This window comes from Clostridium sp. CM028, from assembly GCF_030585565.1.
Taxonomy (GTDB): Bacteria; Bacillota; Clostridia; order Clostridiales; family Clostridiaceae; genus Clostridium_AD; species Clostridium_AD estertheticum_B.
Genome location: NZ_CP077766.1, coordinates 770535 through 791255, shown reverse-complemented (window position 1 = coordinate 791255; position 20721 = coordinate 770535). Strand labels below are relative to the sequence as shown.

Below are 20721 nucleotides of genomic sequence, written 5' to 3'. Positions count from 1 at the left end.
TATTTATAATCATGTTTAAAGATTCGTAGTCTTTTGAAACATATTCTAACATATTTGTGTATTCCATAAGTTTAGACAATTCTTCGTTTCTGCATTCTTGTTCAAAATTTCTTTTTACATTTTCATTATTTAATTCTGTAAGTATAATTATTAAAACTAAAGAATTTAATACAATAAATAGATTTATCATGAATAATTTTATGAAGATATTTAAATGACTTTTAAAAAAATTGGATATAAATAGAGTGCCATTACAATAGTAGAAATTATAGTACTTATATTTAAAACTAAGCTAAGCATTTTTTTATCAGTCCCTTTAGATACATTGCAGAAACAAAACAAGTTTCATCATTTACAAAATATATAATACGATTTTGTTTATCAATTGAGTTTATGTTAGTTATGTTTACCAAATATGATTTATGAGCTTTATAAAAACATGAGTTTAATTCAACCTCAAAATCTTTCAATTTTCCATAAAACTCAAATTGTCCATTATTTGTATGGAGCCTCAATTTATGAGTTATAGTTGTTGTTTCAAAAAATAACATGTCGCATAAAGAGAAATTAGTTATTCTATTTCCTAAATTTATCGCTATAGTTACTTTTTCTTTAGTATTATTTTTGTTGTAATCATTACATGATTCTAAAATACACTCATTAATTTTATTCTTAATACTTTTAATATCACCTTTTAAAATATAATCTAAAGCTTGTACTTTATATTTGAAAGTTAAAAGAGACATCTCAGAATGTGCTGTAATAAAAACAATATATCCTTTTGAATCATACTTTCTTATAATCTTAGCAAGTTCTATTCCTGATATTTGATCTTTTAGGTCTACATCAAGAAAATAAATAAAGATTCTCTCTTTATTGCTTTTTACATAAGCAATGACTTCTTCATATTTTCTTGTTGATAATTCTATTTCTAAATCAATTTTCAAATTTATTAATTCATCTTTTATAATGTTTTCAATTTGTTTTTTTTGATGTTCATTATCTTCACAAATTATGATACCAAGCATTGTATACCCTCCTAAAGTTATTTCAACACTGATTATTACATATTGTAACATAATAATCCGAATTATGCAGTCCTATTGGTCAAGATATTATCATAAGCATATCTCTCCTTCGTTCGAGAAGAGCATATTCCATTATCTTTTATATAAAATTAAAATAATTATTCAACAATAAGTAAATTATGTAATATTTTAAGTTGAGTTAATTTGTATAACGACTTACGGTCCAAAATATGTATTATATGCTAATTACAATAGGCGGGAGTAGTTTTGTACTAAAAATGTTCTTAACATCCGACTCGCCACGCACTCTCGTGACTTCAGTCATGAGTTAGTGGCGGACGCATATGTCGAAAAAAATATAGATAAATCGTTATACATGATTATTTTATTTATAAACATATGTTATTATAAATATATCAAATAAAAAAACGGAGTAATAACATGTGAGTAAAATATATCATGGTAGAGGGTATGTTTATTCCATTCAAATCACAGGCTCTAAGGAGTTTTCGTGAATGCTCTGGTAAACAAAGGAGAAAATACTTATGGTAAAACTCATCGCAACAGATATGGATGGTACCTTATTAAATGACAATGGAAATATAAATGAAAAAATATTTGATTTAATACATATGTTTAATGAAAAGGATATAAAATTTGCAGCAGCAAGTGGCAGATTTTACTCTCAACTAAGCAAAAATTTTGAAAAGGTCAATACAGATATGATATTTATTGCTCATAATGGAGCCCTTGTTAAGTATAATAATAAGGGTAAGACGTTGTATTCAAGCAGTATTGATAGAGAAGAAATAGACTCTGTGGTGAATTTAAATCCAAAGCTAGGAGAGGAATTATTTTTAGCTGGAGAAAATGAGGCATATATAGTAAATCCATCAGAAGATATGTTGAATAACTTTACATCTTTTGAGGTGCCTGTGGTAATATTAAAATCTTTTAGCGAAATAAAAAATCCAATATATAAGATTACTTATTATATGACTGATGGAGTTAAACCATCTATAGTGGATTATATAAAGGGGAATTTGAGTGATAAGCTTGAATTTGTTGTATCCGGCGACAAGTGGATAGATATAATGAACAAAGGTATAAGCAAAGGAAAGGCTATAAATATGATTCAAGAAAAATTTAAAATAAATCAAAAGAACACAATGGTTTTTGGGGATTATTATAATGATTTGACTATGTTTAAAGCAGCACATTATAGTTATGCAATGAAGAATGCTCCAGAAGATGTGAAAAAACATGCTAACTTTATTGCAGGAAGCAATAATGAAGATGGCGTTTATAATGTGATAGCTTCTTTGTAGAAATAAATGCTTTTTATACAATTAGTTAATGAGTTTAAAACAAAGCATAGCCTTTCCTAATAATGGGAGAGGCTATTTTTGGCTGACTCTGTAAGTTATTCGTTGAAGTTCTAGAAATCTCTTTGGATCGTCATTACGCAAAAATTATATGTTTCAATCTATTTACTTATAATCAAGACAATGGTAAAATTACATTAAACGATGTTTAATATAATTACAGTGATTAATAAAACATTAACTATTGGAGGGATTATGGGAATAACAGAAAGAAGACAATTAGAAAAAGAGATCATAAGAAAAAAAATAATAGATGCCACAAATGATATATTAGTGGAAGAAGGCTATGAAAATTTATCTATTCGTAAGATTGCTAGTAGGATTGAGTATTCTCCAGGTATTATTTATCACTATTTTAAGGATAAGGCTGAAATAGTGTCTTTTGTTGTAGCGGAAGGGTATGGAAACATATTAAAAATTATAAGTGAGATTCCTATAGATACTGAAAACCCAGATAAGACAATAGTAAATGGGATGAGGTCTTATATTGAACTTATGCTAGAAAATCCACAGCAATTTAGGGTTGTTTTAATGAATGATATTGAAACTATACAAGAAAAGGTAAATATGCTGCAGGAGGGTATTTCAAAGGAAAGAAAAAGTATACAAGGGCTTTGTAAGTTAGTAGAGTTGGCGATCAGAAAAAACATTTTCAGAAAAATGGATATTGAGCTTACTGCACAAATAATATGGACATCTACTCATGGGCTTGTTTCTAGATTAATATTAGAAAAAAATATTACTAAGCAACAAAAAGAGAGACTTATAAATCATCATTTTGAAATTCTTATTAATGGATTATTAAAATAAAGGGGGGGGGCAAGTATGAAAACAGTTATTATTTATGCATCTAAGCATGGTTGCACAGAAAAATGTAGCAATATTTTAAAAGGTAAGCTACATGGTGAAGTGAAAATTGTAGATATAAAAAAGGAAAGTATGCCGGAAATGATTTTGTTTGATAACATTATTATCGGCGGATCAATCTACATGGGGAGAATTCAAAAGGAGGTAAATTCGTTTTGTTTAAAAAATATTAGTGCATTAAAAAAGAAGAAACTTGGATTTTTTATTTGTTGTATGAGTGAAAATGAGATGGCAGAAAAACAGATACACACATCTTTTCCCGAAGAATTGTTAACAGATGCAATTGCAACACAATACTTCGGAGGAGAGTTCATATTTAAAAAAATGAATGTCCTTGAAAGATTTATTATTAAGAAGATTAGTAAAACTAATAAGGATACATCAACGCTTTCAAAGGAAAATATTAATAAATTTGCACAGGTAATAAACAATGGTTAAGTTGAGGGAGGGTGGGATTAAATGAAGAAAATTTTAAAAGTTACAGTATCTATATCCATTCTCCTATTTTTAATTGCTATAGTCGGAGTGCTTTTTGTTACTCGTGGGCTCGAATCGGGTATCAATCTAGTCGTTAATGATGTGAATTTGTCATCATTAAGTGATGGAATGTACAATGGGAAATATAATGCTGGAAGATGGTCTAATGAGATGAATATAATAATTAAAGAACATAAAATTATTAAAATAGATGTGGTAAAGGATGTTTTTTTCTCAAAACCAGAGGTTACAAAAGCCCTGCTAAGTAAGGTTCTAGAAAAACAAAATACAAATGTAGATGTTATTTCAGGGGCAACAGTAACTTCCAAAGCATATTTAAAGGCTATTGAAAATTCATTAAAGTAAAAAAACAATGCAACATTTCATACCTTTTGGTAAGTTATATTACAAAAAAATGTGTACTTGTTCTATGTTTTTTAATGGCGTATACTTTCAAGTAGAAATGTATTTAATATAATACTAAGGAGTGTGAAAATTTAATGATTACTATAGTCGCAAAAAATTCAATTAAACAAGCCAAAGTAGAAGAATTCAAGCGTTTAGCAGAAAAACTTATAAAAGAAAGCAGAAAAGAAAAAGGAAATATATCGTACAATTTATATCAAGACGCTAACAAATGTAATGTATTAACATTTATAGAAGAGTGGGAAAATGAAGATGTAATTAAGAGTCATAACATCTCAGAACATTTCACTAGCATTGTTCCCCAATTTGAAGATTTACAAGAAAGTCAGTCAGAGGTTAATTTATATAAATTGATATAACAAAATATTTTATTCGGAGAATAAAATTAGGAGGTAGAATAAATGAAAGTTGTAGCTATTAATGGTAGTCCCAATAAAGAAGGAAATACTTATCATGCAATAAAAATGGTTGCAAATGAACTTGAAAAAGAAGGAATAGAAACGGAAATCATTCATGTAGGTGGCAAGTCAATTAGGGGATGTACTGCTTGTAATCAATGTGCAAAAAATAAAAATGAAAAATGTGTGCTTCCAGGTGATGATGTTAACGAGTGGATTCAAAAAATGAATGGAGCAGATGGAATAATTTTAGGATCTCCTGTACACTACGCATCAATTGGAGGAACTATGAAATCATTTCTAGATAGAGCTTTCTATGTTGCGGGTAATAATGAGGGAATGCTAAGACATAAAGTTGGTGTTTCCGTTATTGCTGTAAGGCGTTCTGGTGGAATTCCAACTTTTAATCAGATAAACAATTATATTAATTATTCGGAAATGTTAATGCCAACTTCGAATTATTGGAATGTTATTCACGGTACAAGCCCCGGTGAGGCATTACAAGATGAAGAAGGGGTGCAAATTATGAGAGTGCTTGGGAAGAATATGGCATGGCTTATGAAATTAGTTGAAAATGGAAAAGAAAATATTAAAGCGCCAGAAAGAGAAGAAAAAATATTCATGAACTTTATTCGCTAATAGAGTGTTCTATAAGATGGAAAAGAACTGCTTAATTTAAATGAGGCCGCTGAAAAAAGCACTCTTTATTTAGTAGAGTTTTCAAGCTTGAATAGAAAAAGCATGAGATATCCATATTTGGGATATCTCATGCTTTTTATTTTATAATTAAGTTTTAAAAGCCCTATTTCATGCTTTTCAACTTAATTATTCTCTTTAGATTCACAGTGAAGATTGATAATGCACCTTGCATTTGCATGCTAATTAAGCCTGACGATATTGCTACATCATAGCTATGTTGGTGCTTAAGTTCACTGTTTTTAGCCTCTATCATATAACGTTCCCTAGCTCGTTTTTTAAAATATTCACTTTTTTCGAACTCTATTTGATCTTTGTGAGTATTTGACTTTATTGAAACTGAATAAGTTTTAGATTTAGCGCCTTCTTTATAACACCCATCTTTATGAACACAATTTTTACACTTTTCTACATTAAAATAGTAGGTTAGCACTTGATTTTTACCAACATTCTTCTTTCCCTGTTTTGCTTTTTTAATAGCCATATGACCTGCCGGACATACAAATAAACCAGCATCTTTATTAAACTCAAATTCATCTTCTTTTTTTCGCATTCCTTGTGAAATTACAGGATTTAGTCTTGAAATTAATGCAATTTTATTTTCTTTTGTATATTCTAGGTTTTTCTTTTCAGAATAAGCTGTATCTCCAATTACTTCATTTACATCTATACCAGCCTCACGGCTTTTTTCTATTAAGGTTATGAGCTCCTTTCCATCACTTTTTTCGCCAGTTGTAATAACAGCTGCTGTAATTAAACGTTCTTCACTCATAGCAAGGTGTGATTTATATCCAAAAAAAGAACTATCCTCAGTTTTATGCCCCACTTTTGCATCCTCATCTTTTGATATTTTTAGATTTTCTAAGTCATCATTAATAGCTTCCATTAAGTAGTTTAATTTAGTTTTCACAGCTGGATTTGCTGCAGTTTCTGGCTTCTCGTTTATGGTATCAATTAATAATTTGCAGTACTCAAGAATATCTTCAAGTACTCCAGTTGTAACTTTATTAGGTAACTCTTCTTTAATACCAGGATGTACTCCGTACAATGTTTTTCTTAAGTTTTTTGCACGTTTCAATAATTCCTCGCTTGCTGACTTTTGGTTATAACGTGACTTGGTATGCGTAGCATCAACTATTATTGCTTTACTTTTTAAAACCCCCTCTTTTATAGCAAGTTCTACAGTCTTGTTTATTAATAAATCCAATAAATTCATGTCTTTAAGGCGAAGCTTTCTAAATTTAGTTAGTGTACTTGAGTTTATTAAATTTGTTTCTTCTGGGGCTAAATTTAGAAAATATTTAAAGGACATGTCATAAAGAGTTCTTTCAACAACATCTTCATCAGACAATTCATATATTACTTTCAAAAGTAAATATTTAAATAGCATTATGGGGTTAATAGCACCTCTACCCATAGATGAACTATAGTTAATCATCAATTCGTCATAAACAAATGAAAAGTCAACAAGGTCATTAATTTGCTTTAAAATGTTATCTTTCGGAATAATTAACGAATATAAGCTATGGTATGTATTTATTTTTATTTCCAATTGTCCTTTTAGCATAATAGTTTAGCCCCTTTTATTTTATTCTACTATACTAATTCGACATATCTTTTAAAATTCCTTTTTGTTTTTTAGTCTTTTATATAAAAAAATCGCCATCTTTAATTAGATGACGATTTTTCATATAGTTTTTCAGTGGCCTCATTTAAATTGAGCAGTTCTTTTCCATTTTGTTTACAGAATTAGATCTATTACTCCATTTACTAATTTTGAAGTTGTTTTAATATATTGAAGTTTTAAAAATCAAAAGTATAGAATAAAAACTACCTTTCTAGGATAATATAATCTTAGAAAGGGGAGTTTTTAATGCCAAATAAAGCTACAAAAATGAATATACAGCATGATTTAAATAAAAAACATAATAAGCCTGGAATTGTGGATGCAGAAGGCGAACCAGTCAATAATAAACCAATAAAAGAAGCTAAAAAAACATTTCGTTAAAAAAAGGGCCTTAGGGCTCTTTTGCATTGTAAAATTACTTAGTAGGTTGATCTCCTCTAAAACCATAATTAGTTGAAATCGTTCTTCCAATACTATTAACCTTACCGGTTATGCATCCACGACAATGAGCGGGAGTATCCCCAGTACATATTTTACCAGGGTACAGTGCATAATGCTTTCTGTATTCGCCTTCTGTAACATTAGGCATAACTACATTGGCGCCGCTTTGCAGAGCCATTAGTCTTCCATTTTTGTTTAAGGACTCCATAGCAGTTGTCGCAGGTATGTTAATGTCTGGTAGGAGCAAACGTGTTATAGCCATAACTTTAAGGGCCATAGTTAGCTCCTTACCCTTGGCAGTTGCAAGTGGGGTGTCTTCATTTGGAATAAAAGGACCTATGCCTAGCATGTCAGCATTTATTTCTTTGAAAAATAATATATCATTCGCATAGGACTCTATAGTTTGGTTTGGGAGACCAACCATAACACCAGTTCCAACTTCATAGCCTAATTCTTTTAATATCGTTAAGCAATTCAGTCTGTTTTCGTGGCTCATGCCTGGGTCTATATCTTCATATAGGTTTTTATCCGTTGTCTCAATTCTTAAAAGATACCTATCAGCACCAGCGTCTCTAAAAGCTTTATATTCATCATAAGTTTTTTCACCTATACTTAAAGTTAGAGCTAAATCTAAAGCCTTTATTCCCTTTATTATTCTGATAATTCTATCTCTTGTGTAATAATCATCTTCACCACCTTGAAGTACTATAGTTTTATAGCCAAATGACTTAGCTTTAGTGGCAAAGTCTAAAATTTGTTCCTGCGTTAATCTGTATCTAACTAAATTTTTATTATCTCGTCTTAGTCCGCAGTAATGACAATTTCTTTTGCATATATTCGTAAATTCAATAAGTCCTCTAAGATGAACTTCATCCCCTAAATATTTTTTTCGAACTTCATCAGCTGCATTAAATAGTTCTTGGTCTATATCATTGCAACTCAAAAGAGCAATGATTTCTTCTTTACACAATTTATGCTCTGTTTTTGCCATGTTTATTATTTCTAATAATTTCATCATTATCGGTTATCTCCTTATATTTATTATTGTAGTTATCTAGAATATAAAATAATTATAAATTATTTTGTCACTAACATATAGTGTTAAGACTATCATAATATTATAAATAATATATGTAAATATAAAATAAGAAAACATATTAATAAATTTAGACCATACTAGTTAAATAAGAATTATTATTAATACGATTTAGTAGTTATTGTAAAAAAACAGCATCTAATATTATTGACTTAAGAAAAGAAAGGTGCTACTATAAAAATAAGTTTAATTATATGCAATTTAAGTTAAAAAACAAGAATAAAGGAGAGGTTATTTATGAATAAAGTTGAGATTTATACAAGCAATGCTTGTGGATTTTGTCATATGGCTAAGGAGTTTTTCGAAGAAAATAATATTGTATATATAGAGCATAATATTTCTGAAAATTTAGAAGCAAAAAAAGCGCTTATAAAAAAAGGCTATAGGTCTGTACCGGTAATAGATATAAATGGAGAAGAAATGGTTGGGTTTGATAAGGAAAAAGTAGTTGCTAAACTAGGCCTATAAAAGTAATAAAATATATATGTTACAAAAAGAAGCTGATAGGCTTCTTTTTTTGTAGCAATTACTTCTAGGGGAGATGACAATTATCAATTGTTATTATTTCACTTATAAAAGTATGGGATTTACTTATAAAATGTTGCTAAACATCTAAAAACAAATAAAAGTGTTGACATGTACAATTTTAACTGATAGAATAGTAAATGTAGTCACTTGTTGACGAATGTATAACGTGAATTGGTCTTTGAAAATTAAACAGAGAAATAGGTAAAGATAGCGAAATAATATTTCGTTAAACCAGTTAATTACTTTAGTATAAAGTAAAATTTAGTCGTAAGACTAAAAGTATGTAATGAGCTTGCGAATCAACTTAATTGTTGATTAAACGACTTAACAGTTGTCGCAGATTAATCATTTCAACTAAAAAAGTGTAAACTTTTAAATTGAGAGTTTGATCCTGGCTCAGGACGAACGCTGGCGGCGTGCCTAACACATGCAAGTCGAGCGATGAAACCTTTCGGGGTGGATTAGCGGCGGACGGGTGAGTAACACGTGGGTAACCTGCCTCAAAGAGGGGAATAGCCTCCCGAAAGGGAGATTAATACCGCATAATATGTTTTGGTCGCATGATCGAAACATCAAAGGATTTTTCTTCGGAAAATTCCACTTTGAGATGGACCCGCGGCGCATTAGCTAGTTGGTGAGGTAACGGCTCACCAAGGCGACGATGCGTAGCCGACCTGAGAGGGTGATCGGCCACATTGGAACTGAGACACGGTCCAGACTCCTACGGGAGGCAGCAGTGGGGAATATTGCGCAATGGGGGAAACCCTGACGCAGCAACGCCGCGTGAATGATGAAGGCCTTCGGGTTGTAAAGTTCTGTCTTCTGGGACGATAATGACGGTACCAGAGGAGGAAGCCACGGCTAACTACGTGCCAGCAGCCGCGGTAATACGTAGGTGGCAAGCGTTGTCCGGATTTACTGGGCGTAAAGGATGCGTAGGCGGACATTTAAGTCAGATGTGAAATACCCGAGCTTAACTTGGGTGCTGCATTTGAAACTGGGTGTCTAGAGTGCAGGAGAGGTAAGTGGAATTCCTAGTGTAGCGGTGAAATGCGTAGAGATTAGGAAGAACACCAGTGGCGAAGGCGACTTACTGGACTGTAACTGACGCTGAGGCATGAAAGCGTGGGGAGCAAACAGGATTAGATACCCTGGTAGTCCACGCCGTAAACGATGAATACTAGGTGTCGGGGGTCGAACCTCGGTGCCGCCGTTAACACATTAAGTATTCCGCCTGGGGAGTACGATCGCAAGATTAAAACTCAAAGGAATTGACGGGGGCCCGCACAAGCAGCGGAGCATGTGGTTTAATTCGAAGCAACGCGAAGAACCTTACCTAGACTTGACATCCCCTGCATAACCCAGAGATGGGCGAAGTCCTTCGGGACAGGGTGACAGGTGGTGCATGGTTGTCGTCAGCTCGTGTCGTGAGATGTTGGGTTAAGTCCCGCAACGAGCGCAACCCTTATCATTAGTTGCTACCATTAAGTTGAGCACTCTAGTGAGACTGCCCGGGTTAACCGGGAGGAAGGTGGGGATGACGTCAAATCATCATGCCCCTTATGTCTAGGGCTACACACGTGCTACAATGGTGAGTACAAAGAGATGCAAGACCGCAAGGTGGAGCCAAACTCAAAAACTCATCCCAGTTCGGATTGTAGGCTGCAACTCGCCTACATGAAGCCGGAGTTGCTAGTAATCGCGAATCAGCATGTCGCGGTGAATACGTTCCCGGGCCTTGTACACACCGCCCGTCACACCATGAGAGTTGGTAACACCCGAAGTCCGTGAGGTAACCTAACACTTAGGTGTTTATGGAGCCAGCGGCCGAAGGTGGGATTGATGATTGGGGTGAAGTCGTAACAAGGTAGCCGTAGGAGAACCTGCGGCTGGATCACCTCCTTTCTAGGGAGTAGATGTATTGATTTCGGTCGATGCAATAGAAGAATGTTAATTTGTTCTTCAAAAATATCTATTGTAATTAATCGTACCTAATTCTCTGTTTAATTTTGAGAGACTAATAGTCTAAAAATGTAATGAACAATTATAAAAGCGCTATTTGGTGTTTATAGTTGCTCATTACATTTTTTTGATTAGGTTAATAATATGTAATGAGTACGCGAAGTATAACTTTAACACTTATATGAAAAAAACATAAAAAAAACTTTCACAAGATAGGAGGCCACTGAAAAACTATATGAAAAATCGTCATCTAATTAAAGATGGCGATTTTTTTATATAAAAGACTAAAAAACAAAAAGGAATTTTAAAAGATATGTCGAATTAGTATAGTAGAATAAAATAAAAGGGGCTAAACTATTATGCTAAAAGGACAATTGGAAATAAAAATAAATACATACCATAGCTTATATTCGTTAATTATTCCGAAAGATAACATTTTAAAGCAAATTAATGACCTTGTTGACTTTTCATTTGTTTATGACGAATTGATGATTAACTATAGTTCATCTATGGGTAGAGGTGCTATTAACCCCATAATGCTATTTAAATATTTACTTTTGAAAGTAATATATGAATTGTCTGATGAAGATGTTGTTGAAAGAACTCTTTATGACATGTCCTTTAAATATTTTCTAAATTTAGCCCCAGAAGAAACAAATTTAATAAACTCAAGTACACTAACTAAATTTAGAAAGCTTCGCCTTAAAGACATGAATTTATTGGATTTATTAATAAACAAGACTGTAGAACTTGCTATAAAAGAGGGGGTTTTAAAAAGTAAAGCAATAATAGTTGATGCTACGCATACCAAGTCACGTTATAACCAAAAGTCAGCAAGCGAGGAATTATTGAAACGTGCAAAAAACTTAAGAAAAACATTGTACGGAGTACATCCTGGTATTAAAGAAGAGTTACCTAATAAAGTTACAACTGGAGTACTTGAAGATATTCTTGAGTACTGCAAATTATTAATTGATACCATAAACGAGAAGCCAGAAACTGCAGCAAATCCAGCTGTGAAAACTAAATTAAACTACTTAATGGAAGCTATTAATGATGACTTAGAAAATCTAAAAATATCAAAAGATGAGGATGCAAAAGTGGGGCATAAAACTGAGGATAGTTCTTTTTTTGGATATAAATCACACCTTGCTATGAGTGAAGAACGTTTAATTACAGCAGCTGTTATTACAACTGGCGAAAAAAGTGATGGAAAGGAGCTCATAACCTTAATAGAAAAAAGCCGTGAGGCTGGTATAGATGTAAATGAAGTAATTGGAGATACAGCTTATTCTGAAAAGAAAAACCTAGAATATACAAAAGAAAATAAAATTGCATTAATTTCAAGACTAAATCCTGTAATTTCACAAGGAATGCGAAAAAAAGAAGATGAATTTGAGTTTAATAAAGATGCTGGTTTATTTGTATGTCCGGCAGGTCATATGGCTATTAAAAAAGCAAAACAGGGAAAGAAGAATGTTGGTAAAAATCAAGTGCTAACCTACTATTTTAATGTAGAAAAGTGTAAAAATTGTGTTCATAAAGATGGGTGTTATAAAGAAGGCGCTAAATCTAAAACTTATTCAGTTTCAATAAAGTCAAATACTCACAAAGATCAAATAGAGTTCGAAAAAAGTGAATATTTTAAAAAACGAGCTAGGGAACGTTATATGATAGAGGCTAAAAACAGTGAACTTAAGCACCAACATAGCTATGATGTAGCAATATCGTCAGGCTTAATTAGCATGCAAATGCAAGGTGCATTATCAATCTTCACTGTGAATCTAAAGAGAATAATTAAGTTGAAAAGCATGAAATAGGGCTTTTAAAACTTAATTATAAAATAAAAAGCATGAGATATCCCAAATATGGATATCTCATGCTTTTTCTATTCAAGCTTGAAAACTCTACTAAATAAAGAGTGCTTTTTTCAGCGGCCTCCAAGATAGTGGAAGTTTTTTTTATGTTTAATAAATACTCAAAATAGATTCATTAGTAATCAAGGGTTAAATTGCCTACGGAAGTAGCTACTGTCTTTGAGGTTAACCACTCATTTGTTGCAGTACTATCATAAAAATACAAGGCTCCTTTAGTTGGGTATGTTCCTTTTGAAGCTTCAGATGCTGCTGTGAACTTTGAACCCTATTTACGGCTACAGCTCCAGGTGTGCTCTTCGTAATGCTTTGTAGAGTGCCTTGTGGTGCTAACTTGTCCACTTGATGGGATGCTTGAAATTGTAAGTGCGTCCCTAGGGTAAATAGTATCGTTCCATTTATCATTTGCACTAATACTAATTTAAAAAATTTTACTTAAAAACATATAATTAATGTATTTTTGTAAATACTATATGTAGAATAGTTAGAAAATACAATAAATGTTTAGATATCAAAATAAGCAAAAGGAGATGTTATTTTGGGTAACGATAAGAATAGAGAAGTGAGAAAAGAAAAGCAAAGTGAGGATAAAAAAACTTTTACGAGTGAAGTTCAAGAATTCCATAAACCAGAGGATTATGAAGATGCTTTTAAAGGATACTATCCAAAACAAAAATAAGTCATAATATCTTTAAAGTTTCAATAAAATGGAAAATAAGTTTTTAAGGTAAAATAAAACAATATATATTTTAGATTAAAGAATCAAGATCTTAGAGCTTGATTCTTTAATTTTTAATAGTTTATAAATAAATTCTTAATTGCTGGGTTACTTATAATAAGTTTATGTAGGGAAAACCCGATAAAAGAATTAATCACTGAAGTAGGAAGCACTATGGATACGAAGAGGATTAAAAAAGGTGCAGGTAAAGCAAATAGAATAAGAGCTGAACCAAGAAAAATACTTCCACTTATTATAGTTCCAAGAAAATAAATGCACCCTAATTTAAGAGGAGAATTAGGATTGAGATACTTATATAACCCGTATATAAGTATTGAAGTTATAACCTTATCTATAATGTTAGGAAGTTGGCCGCCTGGAAAAGTCGTAGATAAGGCACCTAAAATACCTGCTACTATTCCTGTAATAATGGTTATCTTAAGATCTTTAGTTAATGTTAGGGACAAAATCATAAATACTAATAAAAAATCTGGTTTCATTCCTAAAAAGATACCTGGAACAATTTGATGCAATATAAGACCGATTGCAAGTAATAGAGACGTTATTATTAGTTTATTTGTTTTCATAAAAAAAGCTCCTTTTCAAAATAATTTAGAGTTAAATCATCACCTACGGTGTTGCACAGCTTCGAAGAAGATGAATTGAAGACTTCAGAACGAGATTTATACTCCCTATACAGTTTTATTTTTGTTATAGTATAGAACGCCCACTCATAGGAGTGGGATACTTTCCTTCTGAAATGTCGTTAAATGGTTTATTATTATTTTAAAAGCAAATATCTTTCAGAACATCAAATTAACCACCACCTTTACTTTATTATTTAAAATAAAAAAAACCTTCGCCCTGTATTAGGGCGAAGGATATTCGCTGTACCACCTAAATTATGCTACAAAAAAACTAAACATATATTATAATTCGAGCACTGAAATGCTCTAGCCCTTTTAACAGTGGGCGTCCGGTAACTACTACTCTCAAAATTTGATTTCGGGTTACTTCTAGCAGGTCCATTCACTAAAGTTATCAATACTGAGATTACACTATCCTCAGCTCTCTGAATTTGCATGACTTTAACTACTATTCCTGTTCAACGAATTTATTATTATAATAATAGCATTAAAATTATTAAATGTAAACAATTTTTTCATTAAGAATTATTTACATTTGATAAGAAACGACTAAGATATGTAAATGATTTTACATAAAGAGAAGACTTCAACAATATTTCTATTGTTGAAATCTTCTCTTTTATAAATCTGTTTTATTGAAATTCTAAAGTACTATTATCAAGCCAAGTCCACTCAGGTTTAAAAACTCTTACATCCTCTAAAAGTTGATTGAAAGCCAAATCTGCTTGTTTTGCCTCTAATAGTATATCTAAGTCTATTCCTAAAGGAATACATTTTTCAATAAACTCGATGAATGATGCTGCATCAATGTTATCAGCATGCTTTTTATCTTTTTCACTAGTTTTTGGGCTTGAAAAATGTACTTTTGGTGCTAAAGGCTCACCTTCCCAAGTAGAAAATATATCTTTCAACATAGGTTCTAGTTCATCACCACCGTTGTTGCAGTTATGATGATGTACATCTAGTACCATAGGCACATTTATTTCTTTGCATATGTTTAATACTTCTTTAGTAGTAAAGCTTTTATCATCATTTTCAAATACTAATAACTCAGTTATTTCCTTTGGTAAGTTATTGAAATTCTTAAAGAATCTTTCTGTAGCAGCGAGCTTTCCGCCTTCTTTACCACCAATGTGTAATACCATTTTTCCTAAGGGATAGTTAATATCCTTAAAAAGATTGGCGTGGAATTGTAGATTTTTTGCAGTAGCTTTTATTACTTCTTCCTTAGAACTATTTATGACATTAGATTCATCAGGATGAGTATCTACTCTTAAATTGTTGTTGTTAATAAAATTTCCAAGCCATTCAAAATCCATTTTTAAAATTCTTCTAAATTCCCAATCTGTAACTTCAGGATGAGTTGCTAAAGGGATTAAAGCAGAAGTTATTCTATAAAAATGGACATTGTTTTTTACAACGTATTCTAGAATTTTATGCAAATCATTAACGTTTGATACAGCTACCTTTTGTAGCTTTTCAAGCTTATCTCTAGCCGTCGATTGTTTGGTATATGTAGAAAAAGTTACTGTGCTAGCAGAAGTTATCTTTGCTGACTTTAAGGCAGTAGCCACGTAGCCTAATCTTATTTGCATAATATCACTCCTCATATAATATAGTTATAAATTTGAATATAAATTAAAACATCTCTACTAACCGATATTTTTTAATATATTTTAATAAGCATAATTTTATAGCAATAAAAGTACAATAGCGAAGATAATTTACTATTGTAAAAACGTATTAAGTAAAGGTTTAAAAATTTGCTAATGAGATAAATCCCATATTTCAAAAGTTATAAACAATATTTAAACGTTCCTTAAAAACATCTTATTAAATAAATATAATATCTGAATAGATTTAATAATAAACTCAAATTTAATCATATCACATAATCATAGTGTATGTAAAACAATATAAACTATGATTTAATAAATATTTGTATATTTTAGAGAATTTCATTATAAAAAAGATAAAAACACAAATGTAAGAGAATTTATTTTATGAAATTTTAAAATTATGGTTTTTTATAAAAAGCATATAAAACACTAAGCTAAATGAAAAAAGATAACACTTTGTTTAAAAGATAACATACTTTCATTTTGGCATAAATTAATAATGATGAAAAAAATTTGATGTTATTTAGAATAAAACCCATATATAATCGTTTTCAGAGAATTTTAAAGTATTGTAGGAGACTAATTGATACTAAAGCATAATAGAATGGTAAAAAAATCATAAAAACTATTTACAACTATCATAAAATTGTGATATAATTAACATGCAAACAAGAACCCAAACATTTATAAGTAAGATCTGAAGATTTAGTGATGAATTGAAGAGTTAACTCATTAAAAAAAATTAATTAATCAGATAAACTTTAAAAGCCAATCTTGAGGAGTTTATTACAACTAATATACAAAAAAAGCAGCAGTACATGAAAGTGAACTACTGCTTTTTGAATTATACAATTAATTGTAGTAATTATCATCTCTTTTTTATGTTATAATTTATTCTTTATTGGAAGTCCAACCCTTATAGTTGTCCCCATTTTAGGTTTGCTTTCTACTATAATGGAGCCGTTATGTTCACCAATAATCCATTTCGCAATAGATAAGCCAAGGCCTGTTCCGCCACTTTCTTTTGCTCTTGATTTATCACATCTATAAAATCTATTAAAAATATAGGGGAGATCTTCTTTAAAAATACCTATTCCCGTATCTATAATTTCAATTACTAAATTATTTTTTCTAATATAGCTATTTAACTTAATACTTCCACCACTTTGAGTATACTTTATGCTATTATCAATGAAAATTCGTAATGCTTGTTTTAATAATTTTTTATCTGCATAAATAATTACAGTTTCATTAATATCAGTTGTAATTTCATGATGGCCATCAATTAGTTTTGTTTCTTTTACGATTTCAAATACTAATTGATCGAAATAAAATTCTTGTTTGGAAAGTCTTTGAGTATTTTTGTCACTTCTTGCAAGGAAGAGAAGTTTTTCTACTAATTGCTGCATATTTTCAGACTCGCTTTTAATAGCGATTATAGATTCGTCGAGTACCGCTTTGTCATCTTTTCCCCAACGGGACAACATATTTGCATAGCCTTTTATAACGGCTATGGGAGTTCTGAGTTCATGGGAGGCGTCTGATACAAATTGATTTTGCATTTCATAGGAAATTTGAATGCGATCCAACATTTCATTAAAGTTTTCGGCTAGCTGTTTTAACTCATCGTGAGAATTGCTAACGTTTAGCCTCTTTTCCAAGGCATTAATTGAAATAGATTTTGTGGTTTCTGTCATACTTTTTATAGGCAGAAGCATTTTTTTACTTGCTTTAGAGCCAATACCTAATGTAATAATTAAAGAGAATATATTTATTATGAAAATAATAAATGCAAAAACATCCCAATATTTGTTTTCATTTTCTAGATTTTTAGAAAGTTGAAGGAAAAATATTTTATTGTTCTGGTCTAACTTAGTAGTAACAAAAACAAGTTGTTGATTTGTTTCATTTGTAGCTGGGTTAGGTGAGCTATCTTTATTAAAATATACATTTTTTTTATCCTTTTCAGTAGTTAAAAGAAGACTTTCTTTTTCATCAAAAATACTGAAGGTTACATATTTTATATTAGAAAAAATATCAACATTAATGTCCTGAGGGTCTTTGTTTAATTTAGCATATTTAATAGCTACTGCACTATATTTAGTAAGTTCACCCTTAGCTTCATTCAATAGATAGAATCTAAAGCCTATAATTAAACCAACACTTAAAAGTAACAGTGTAATAGAAAAAATGAGAGTATAGACTGCAGTCATCTTAAAACTAATTGAAAATCTTAGCAGTTTATGTATTATGCGAGATAATTTTTTCAATAATGTTGGCATAAACAAAAGGATTATTCTAATTAACTTAAAAATTAACCGTAATGATTGTAATAAGAGCTTAAGGATAGATTTTAAATTATTCATCTTTTAAAACATATCCCACCCCTCGCACCGTATGAATAAACTTCAAGTTAAACTTATCATCTATTTTACTTCTTAAATATCTAATATATACATCTACTACATTAGTATCACCCATATATTCATATCCCCATACAATATCTATGATTTTATTTCTTGTAAGAACAATATTTTTATTATCCATTAGGTACTTAAGTAAATCAAATTCTGTCTTAGTTAGTTCTATAGAGTTATCCTTAAATGTAACCACATGTTGATCTAAGTCTATGGTCAATTCTCCAATAGACAATATATTTCTGCTTTCATTGAATACAAGTGTCTTTTTTAATGCTGTTCTTATTCTTGCAAGTAATTCTTCAATAGCGAAAGGCTTAGTCATATAGTCATCGGCACCTATGTCAAGGCCCATAACTTTATCCATTATTTCATCTTTCGCAGTAAGCATTATAATAGGAACTGAGGACACTTGCCTAAGTCTTCTTAATACCTCAAGGCCATTTAAGGAAGGCAACATAACATCAAGGATTACGAGATCAAAAAAATCATTAATGGCCTTATCTAAACCCTCACGTCCGTCATGACATTGCTCAACAATATAACCCTCATACTTTAATTCTAACTCAAGAAACCGTGCTATTTTTATTTCATCCTCAATTATTAAAATCTTTTGCCCACTCATATATAGACTGTACCTCCAAAATATATTATATTAATAGCTTTATTATATATTATTTCATATATAATTACAGACAATTAACTACATATTTTAAATTTTTTAAAAAACCTACATTGATAAGGTGTAGGTTTTTAGTATTTTATTTTCGTGTGCCTTATTCAGTTTTCATTTCTTCGGTAATTTTTGTAGTCACCTTATTAACAGCAACAGACATCTTATCAAAAATCTTGTTTGCTTCTGAATCTTCATTGTTTTTCTTTTGAATTCTTATTTTATGATTAGTTGCTAAGGCTAATATTAATGCTCCAATTACTAGGGGGAAAGCTACTATAGTTATTATAATGGCTAGTGTTACACAGATATTTAATACTACAGCATCATCTTTTTTAACTATTAGCTTTGTTTCATTGGCTTTTTTAATAAGATTTTTTACCTCTTTAAAAAAAATGCTTTCACTGCAAGGATTCTCCTCCGCTTTAATTTTGTTTTGCTTTTCAAGATATACTAAAGCTTCAATAAGGTCTCCGGCACTTTGCTCTAAGGCGTTTTTAGCATCCTCATAACTTACATTAGCTCTTTTTCTTAATTCATCAATTTGTTCTAAATTTATTGACATTTTAATTCCTCCTCGTTTTTATTTGTTTTCTATGTTTTCATTATAAGATTGGAGGATTAAAGATTTATTAGTAGAACGTTAAAATTACATTAGAAATTTAAATTTTAGGTCTTGATTTTTAGAATAACATTGAAAATTGGTGTAAAATATTAATATCAGTATATATTTTAAGAATGGAGTGATAAACATATGATTACGCTGACAGAGCAACAAGCACAAAGTATAGTGGATAGAATGATGAATGTAATACCATATAACGTAAATATAATGAATGATAAGGGAATGATTATTGGAAGTGGAGATAAAAATAGACTTTATAAGTTGCATGAGGGAGCTATGGAAGCTATATCTAATAAAAAGATGATTGCAATTTCAGAAGGTGGATTATGTACAAAACCAGGAGTAAATACGCCAATAATTTTTCAAGACAAAATCATTGGCGTTATAGGGATTACAGGTGTACCAAAGGAGGTTCGCCCTTTTGTTGAGTTGGTTAGAATAACTGCGGAACTTCTAGTAAATCAGGAGTACGTTTTATGTCAAAGAAAAATTAATGAACAGCTAAAAGAGGAGTTTTTATATGAATTAATTTATCTAAACAATGACTATAGTCAGGATTTTAAAGAAAGAGGAGATTCTTTGGGAATTGATGTATCTATTCCAAGGGTAGCTGTGGTTTTAACTTTTAGAGAGGACTACATGGGGAAAGTAAAGAGTAAATTAATGAATTTTTTAAGGAATGATGAATTTTATTTGAAATTAAATCCATCTACTATAGTAACTTTTATGTATTACGATAGTTTTGTTACTAAGAGATTAGAAAGGTTCTTATGCAAAGAAGAGGACTGTTGCTTTCAAATAGGAATAGGATATAGTGAAAATATTTTCGGTACATCATTTAAGCAAGCAACGAAGGCACTTGGAATTGGGAAAAAAATTGAAAGCAAAAGAAAAATTTATTTATACAAAGATATAGCCTTTATTTCATTGTTATCAAGTTTTAAAGGAAATAATGATATGAAAAAAATAATCGAGAATTTAGAAGCTGAGAATCAATTAAACTTACTATCGACATTAAGTACTTATATAAATATGAATGGACAAGTAAATAAAAGTTCTGAGGAACTTCATATTCATAGAAATACATTGAATTATAGGTTAGATAAAGTTGAAGAAGTTACTGGGAAAAACCCAAAAAACTTTATTGACTTGTTCCAATTATATACTGCGTATATCTTATCCAAACTATAATTGTTCATATGCACAAAAATTATAGT

General features: G+C 30.6%; 19 protein-coding genes, 1 rRNA gene and 1 other annotated feature. Of the genes, 12 read left to right on the top strand and 8 right to left on the bottom strand.

Features of this window, described 5'->3' with window-relative positions:
* Positions 1–287 precede the first annotated feature (287 nt).
* The gene (locus KTC94_RS03855) at positions 288–1028 is read right to left on the bottom strand and encodes a LytTR family DNA-binding domain-containing protein (RefSeq protein WP_216304038.1); all 741 of its coding nucleotides are present in this window, start codon (positions 1026–1028) and stop codon (positions 288–290) included.
* 545 nt (positions 1029–1573) lie between these two features.
* Here KTC94_RS03855 and KTC94_RS03850 point away from each other — a divergent pair.
* From KTC94_RS03850 to KTC94_RS03825, 6 genes are all read left to right on the top strand, one after another.
* Positions 1574–2356 (top strand): HAD family hydrolase, encoded by a 783-nt coding sequence (locus KTC94_RS03850; protein ID WP_216304037.1) that lies wholly within the window; start codon positions 1574–1576, stop codon positions 2354–2356.
* Positions 2357–2608: 252 nt separating this feature from the next.
* Positions 2609–3223 carry a TetR/AcrR family transcriptional regulator gene (locus KTC94_RS03845; RefSeq protein ID WP_220320506.1) on the top strand — a complete coding sequence of 205 codons (615 nt, stop codon included), beginning with the start codon at positions 2609–2611 and terminating at the stop codon, positions 3221–3223.
* A gap of 15 nt (positions 3224–3238) precedes the next feature.
* Positions 3239–3718 carry a flavodoxin domain-containing protein gene (locus tag KTC94_RS03840; RefSeq protein WP_216304035.1) on the top strand — a complete coding sequence of 160 codons (480 nt, stop codon included), beginning with the start codon at positions 3239–3241 and terminating at the stop codon, positions 3716–3718.
* Positions 3719–3739: 21 nt separating this feature from the next.
* Entirely contained in the window at positions 3740–4123 is a 384-nt protein-coding gene (locus KTC94_RS03835; RefSeq protein ID WP_216304034.1) for an FMN-binding protein, read from the top strand.
* Between the two features lie 134 nt (positions 4124–4257).
* Entirely contained in the window at positions 4258–4542 is a 285-nt protein-coding gene (locus tag KTC94_RS03830; RefSeq protein ID WP_216304033.1) for a putative quinol monooxygenase, read from the top strand.
* A 42-nt stretch (positions 4543–4584) separates the two neighbouring features.
* The gene (locus KTC94_RS03825) at positions 4585–5220 is read left to right on the top strand and encodes a flavodoxin family protein (RefSeq protein WP_216304032.1); all 636 of its coding nucleotides are present in this window, start codon (positions 4585–4587) and stop codon (positions 5218–5220) included.
* Between the two features lie 163 nt (positions 5221–5383).
* Here KTC94_RS03825 and KTC94_RS03820 read toward each other — a convergent pair whose 3' ends face one another.
* Entirely contained in the window at positions 5384–6844 is a 1461-nt protein-coding gene (locus KTC94_RS03820; protein ID WP_220287894.1) for an IS1182 family transposase, read from the bottom strand.
* Positions 6845–7150: 306 nt separating this feature from the next.
* On the opposite strand from KTC94_RS03820, the gene KTC94_RS03815 reads away from it, so the two are divergent.
* A complete protein-coding gene (locus KTC94_RS03815) occupies positions 7151–7285 on the top strand; it encodes a hypothetical protein (protein ID WP_258280693.1) in 135 nt (44 codons plus the stop codon).
* Positions 7286–7319: 34 nt separating this feature from the next.
* On the opposite strand, the gene hydE is transcribed toward KTC94_RS03815, so the two are convergent.
* Entirely contained in the window at positions 7320–8363 is a 1044-nt protein-coding gene (gene hydE / locus KTC94_RS03810; protein WP_216304031.1) for a [FeFe] hydrogenase H-cluster radical SAM maturase HydE, read from the bottom strand.
* A gap of 315 nt (positions 8364–8678) precedes the next feature.
* Here hydE and KTC94_RS03805 point away from each other — a divergent pair, with 315 nt between their 5' ends.
* The 4 genes from KTC94_RS03805 to KTC94_RS03790 all read left to right on the top strand — a co-directional run bounded on the left by KTC94_RS03805 (position 8679) and on the right by KTC94_RS03790 (position 13484).
* Positions 8679–8909 (top strand): glutaredoxin family protein, encoded by a 231-nt coding sequence (locus tag KTC94_RS03805; RefSeq protein WP_165414326.1) that lies wholly within the window; start codon positions 8679–8681, stop codon positions 8907–8909.
* A 433-nt stretch (positions 8910–9342) separates the two neighbouring features.
* Positions 9343–10874: ribosomal RNA gene (locus KTC94_RS03800) — 16S ribosomal RNA — on the top strand.
* Positions 10875–11290: 416 nt separating this feature from the next.
* Positions 11291–12751 carry an IS1182 family transposase gene (locus KTC94_RS03795; RefSeq protein WP_220287894.1) on the top strand — a complete coding sequence of 487 codons (1461 nt, stop codon included), beginning with the start codon at positions 11291–11293 and terminating at the stop codon, positions 12749–12751.
* A gap of 592 nt (positions 12752–13343) precedes the next feature.
* A complete protein-coding gene (locus KTC94_RS03790; protein WP_216304289.1) occupies positions 13344–13484 on the top strand; it encodes a hypothetical protein in 141 nt (46 codons plus the stop codon).
* 113 nt (positions 13485–13597) lie between these two features.
* Here the strand turns inward: KTC94_RS03790 and KTC94_RS03785 are convergent, their stop codons facing one another.
* From KTC94_RS03785 to KTC94_RS03765, 5 genes are all read right to left on the bottom strand, one after another.
* A complete protein-coding gene (locus KTC94_RS03785; RefSeq protein WP_216304290.1) occupies positions 13598–14110 on the bottom strand; it encodes a tryptophan transporter in 513 nt (170 codons plus the stop codon).
* A 280-nt stretch (positions 14111–14390) separates the two neighbouring features.
* Positions 14391–14641, bottom strand: a binding site (T-box leader).
* A 161-nt stretch (positions 14642–14802) separates the two neighbouring features.
* On the bottom strand, positions 14803–15765 hold the full coding sequence (uvsE, locus tag KTC94_RS03780) for a UV DNA damage repair endonuclease UvsE (protein ID WP_216304291.1): 963 nt from the start codon (positions 15763–15765) through the stop codon (positions 14803–14805).
* 908 nt (positions 15766–16673) lie between these two features.
* Positions 16674–17918, bottom strand: coding sequence for a HAMP domain-containing sensor histidine kinase (locus KTC94_RS03775; RefSeq protein WP_258876403.1), 1245 nt, complete (start codon positions 17916–17918; stop codon positions 16674–16676).
* Between the two features lie 229 nt (positions 17919–18147).
* A complete protein-coding gene (locus KTC94_RS03770) occupies positions 18148–18831 on the bottom strand; it encodes a response regulator transcription factor (RefSeq protein ID WP_216304293.1) in 684 nt (227 codons plus the stop codon).
* Between the two features lie 151 nt (positions 18832–18982).
* Complete coding sequence (locus KTC94_RS03765) at positions 18983–19444, bottom strand: DUF4342 domain-containing protein (RefSeq protein ID WP_216304294.1); 462 nt, start codon at positions 19442–19444, stop codon at positions 18983–18985.
* A 189-nt stretch (positions 19445–19633) separates the two neighbouring features.
* Here KTC94_RS03765 and KTC94_RS03760 point away from each other — a divergent pair, with 189 nt between their 5' ends.
* Positions 19634–20695 carry a sugar diacid recognition domain-containing protein gene (locus KTC94_RS03760; RefSeq protein WP_216304295.1) on the top strand — a complete coding sequence of 354 codons (1062 nt, stop codon included), beginning with the start codon at positions 19634–19636 and terminating at the stop codon, positions 20693–20695.
* Positions 20696–20721 lie beyond the last annotated feature (26 nt).

Excerpts from the sequence above, each read along its gene's own strand:
- KTC94_RS03770 (WP_216304293.1), bottom strand. The coding sequence starts at position 18,831 with ATGAGTGGGCAAAAGATTTTAATAATTGAGGATGAAATAAAAATAGCA.
- KTC94_RS03805 (WP_165414326.1), top strand. The coding sequence starts at position 8,679 with ATGAATAAAGTTGAGATTTATACAAGCAATGCTTGTGGATTTTGTCAT.
- KTC94_RS03835 (WP_216304034.1), top strand. The coding sequence starts at position 3,740 with ATGAAGAAAATTTTAAAAGTTACAGTATCTATATCCATTCTCCTATTT.
- uvsE (WP_216304291.1), bottom strand. The coding sequence starts at position 15,765 with ATGCAAATAAGATTAGGCTACGTGGCTACTGCCTTAAAGTCAGCAAAG.
- KTC94_RS03820 (WP_220287894.1), bottom strand. The coding sequence starts at position 6,844 with ATGCTAAAAGGACAATTGGAAATAAAAATAAATACATACCATAGCTTA.
- KTC94_RS03785 (WP_216304290.1), bottom strand. The coding sequence starts at position 14,110 with ATGAAAACAAATAAACTAATAATAACGTCTCTATTACTTGCAATCGGT.
- KTC94_RS03830 (WP_216304033.1), top strand. The coding sequence starts at position 4,258 with ATGATTACTATAGTCGCAAAAAATTCAATTAAACAAGCCAAAGTAGAA.
- KTC94_RS03825 (WP_216304032.1), top strand. The coding sequence starts at position 4,585 with ATGAAAGTTGTAGCTATTAATGGTAGTCCCAATAAAGAAGGAAATACT.
- KTC94_RS03840 (WP_216304035.1), top strand. The coding sequence starts at position 3,239 with ATGAAAACAGTTATTATTTATGCATCTAAGCATGGTTGCACAGAAAAA.
- KTC94_RS03855 (WP_216304038.1), bottom strand. The coding sequence starts at position 1,028 with ATGCTTGGTATCATAATTTGTGAAGATAATGAACATCAAAAAAAACAA.
- KTC94_RS03765 (WP_216304294.1), bottom strand. The coding sequence starts at position 19,444 with ATGTCAATAAATTTAGAACAAATTGATGAATTAAGAAAAAGAGCTAAT.
- KTC94_RS03815 (WP_258280693.1), top strand. The coding sequence starts at position 7,151 with ATGCCAAATAAAGCTACAAAAATGAATATACAGCATGATTTAAATAAA.
- KTC94_RS03760 (WP_216304295.1), top strand. The coding sequence starts at position 19,634 with ATGATTACGCTGACAGAGCAACAAGCACAAAGTATAGTGGATAGAATG.
- hydE (WP_216304031.1), bottom strand. The coding sequence starts at position 8,363 with ATGATGAAATTATTAGAAATAATAAACATGGCAAAAACAGAGCATAAA.
- KTC94_RS03845 (WP_220320506.1), top strand. The coding sequence starts at position 2,609 with ATGGGAATAACAGAAAGAAGACAATTAGAAAAAGAGATCATAAGAAAA.
- KTC94_RS03850 (WP_216304037.1), top strand. The coding sequence starts at position 1,574 with ATGGTAAAACTCATCGCAACAGATATGGATGGTACCTTATTAAATGAC.
- KTC94_RS03795 (WP_220287894.1), top strand. The coding sequence starts at position 11,291 with ATGCTAAAAGGACAATTGGAAATAAAAATAAATACATACCATAGCTTA.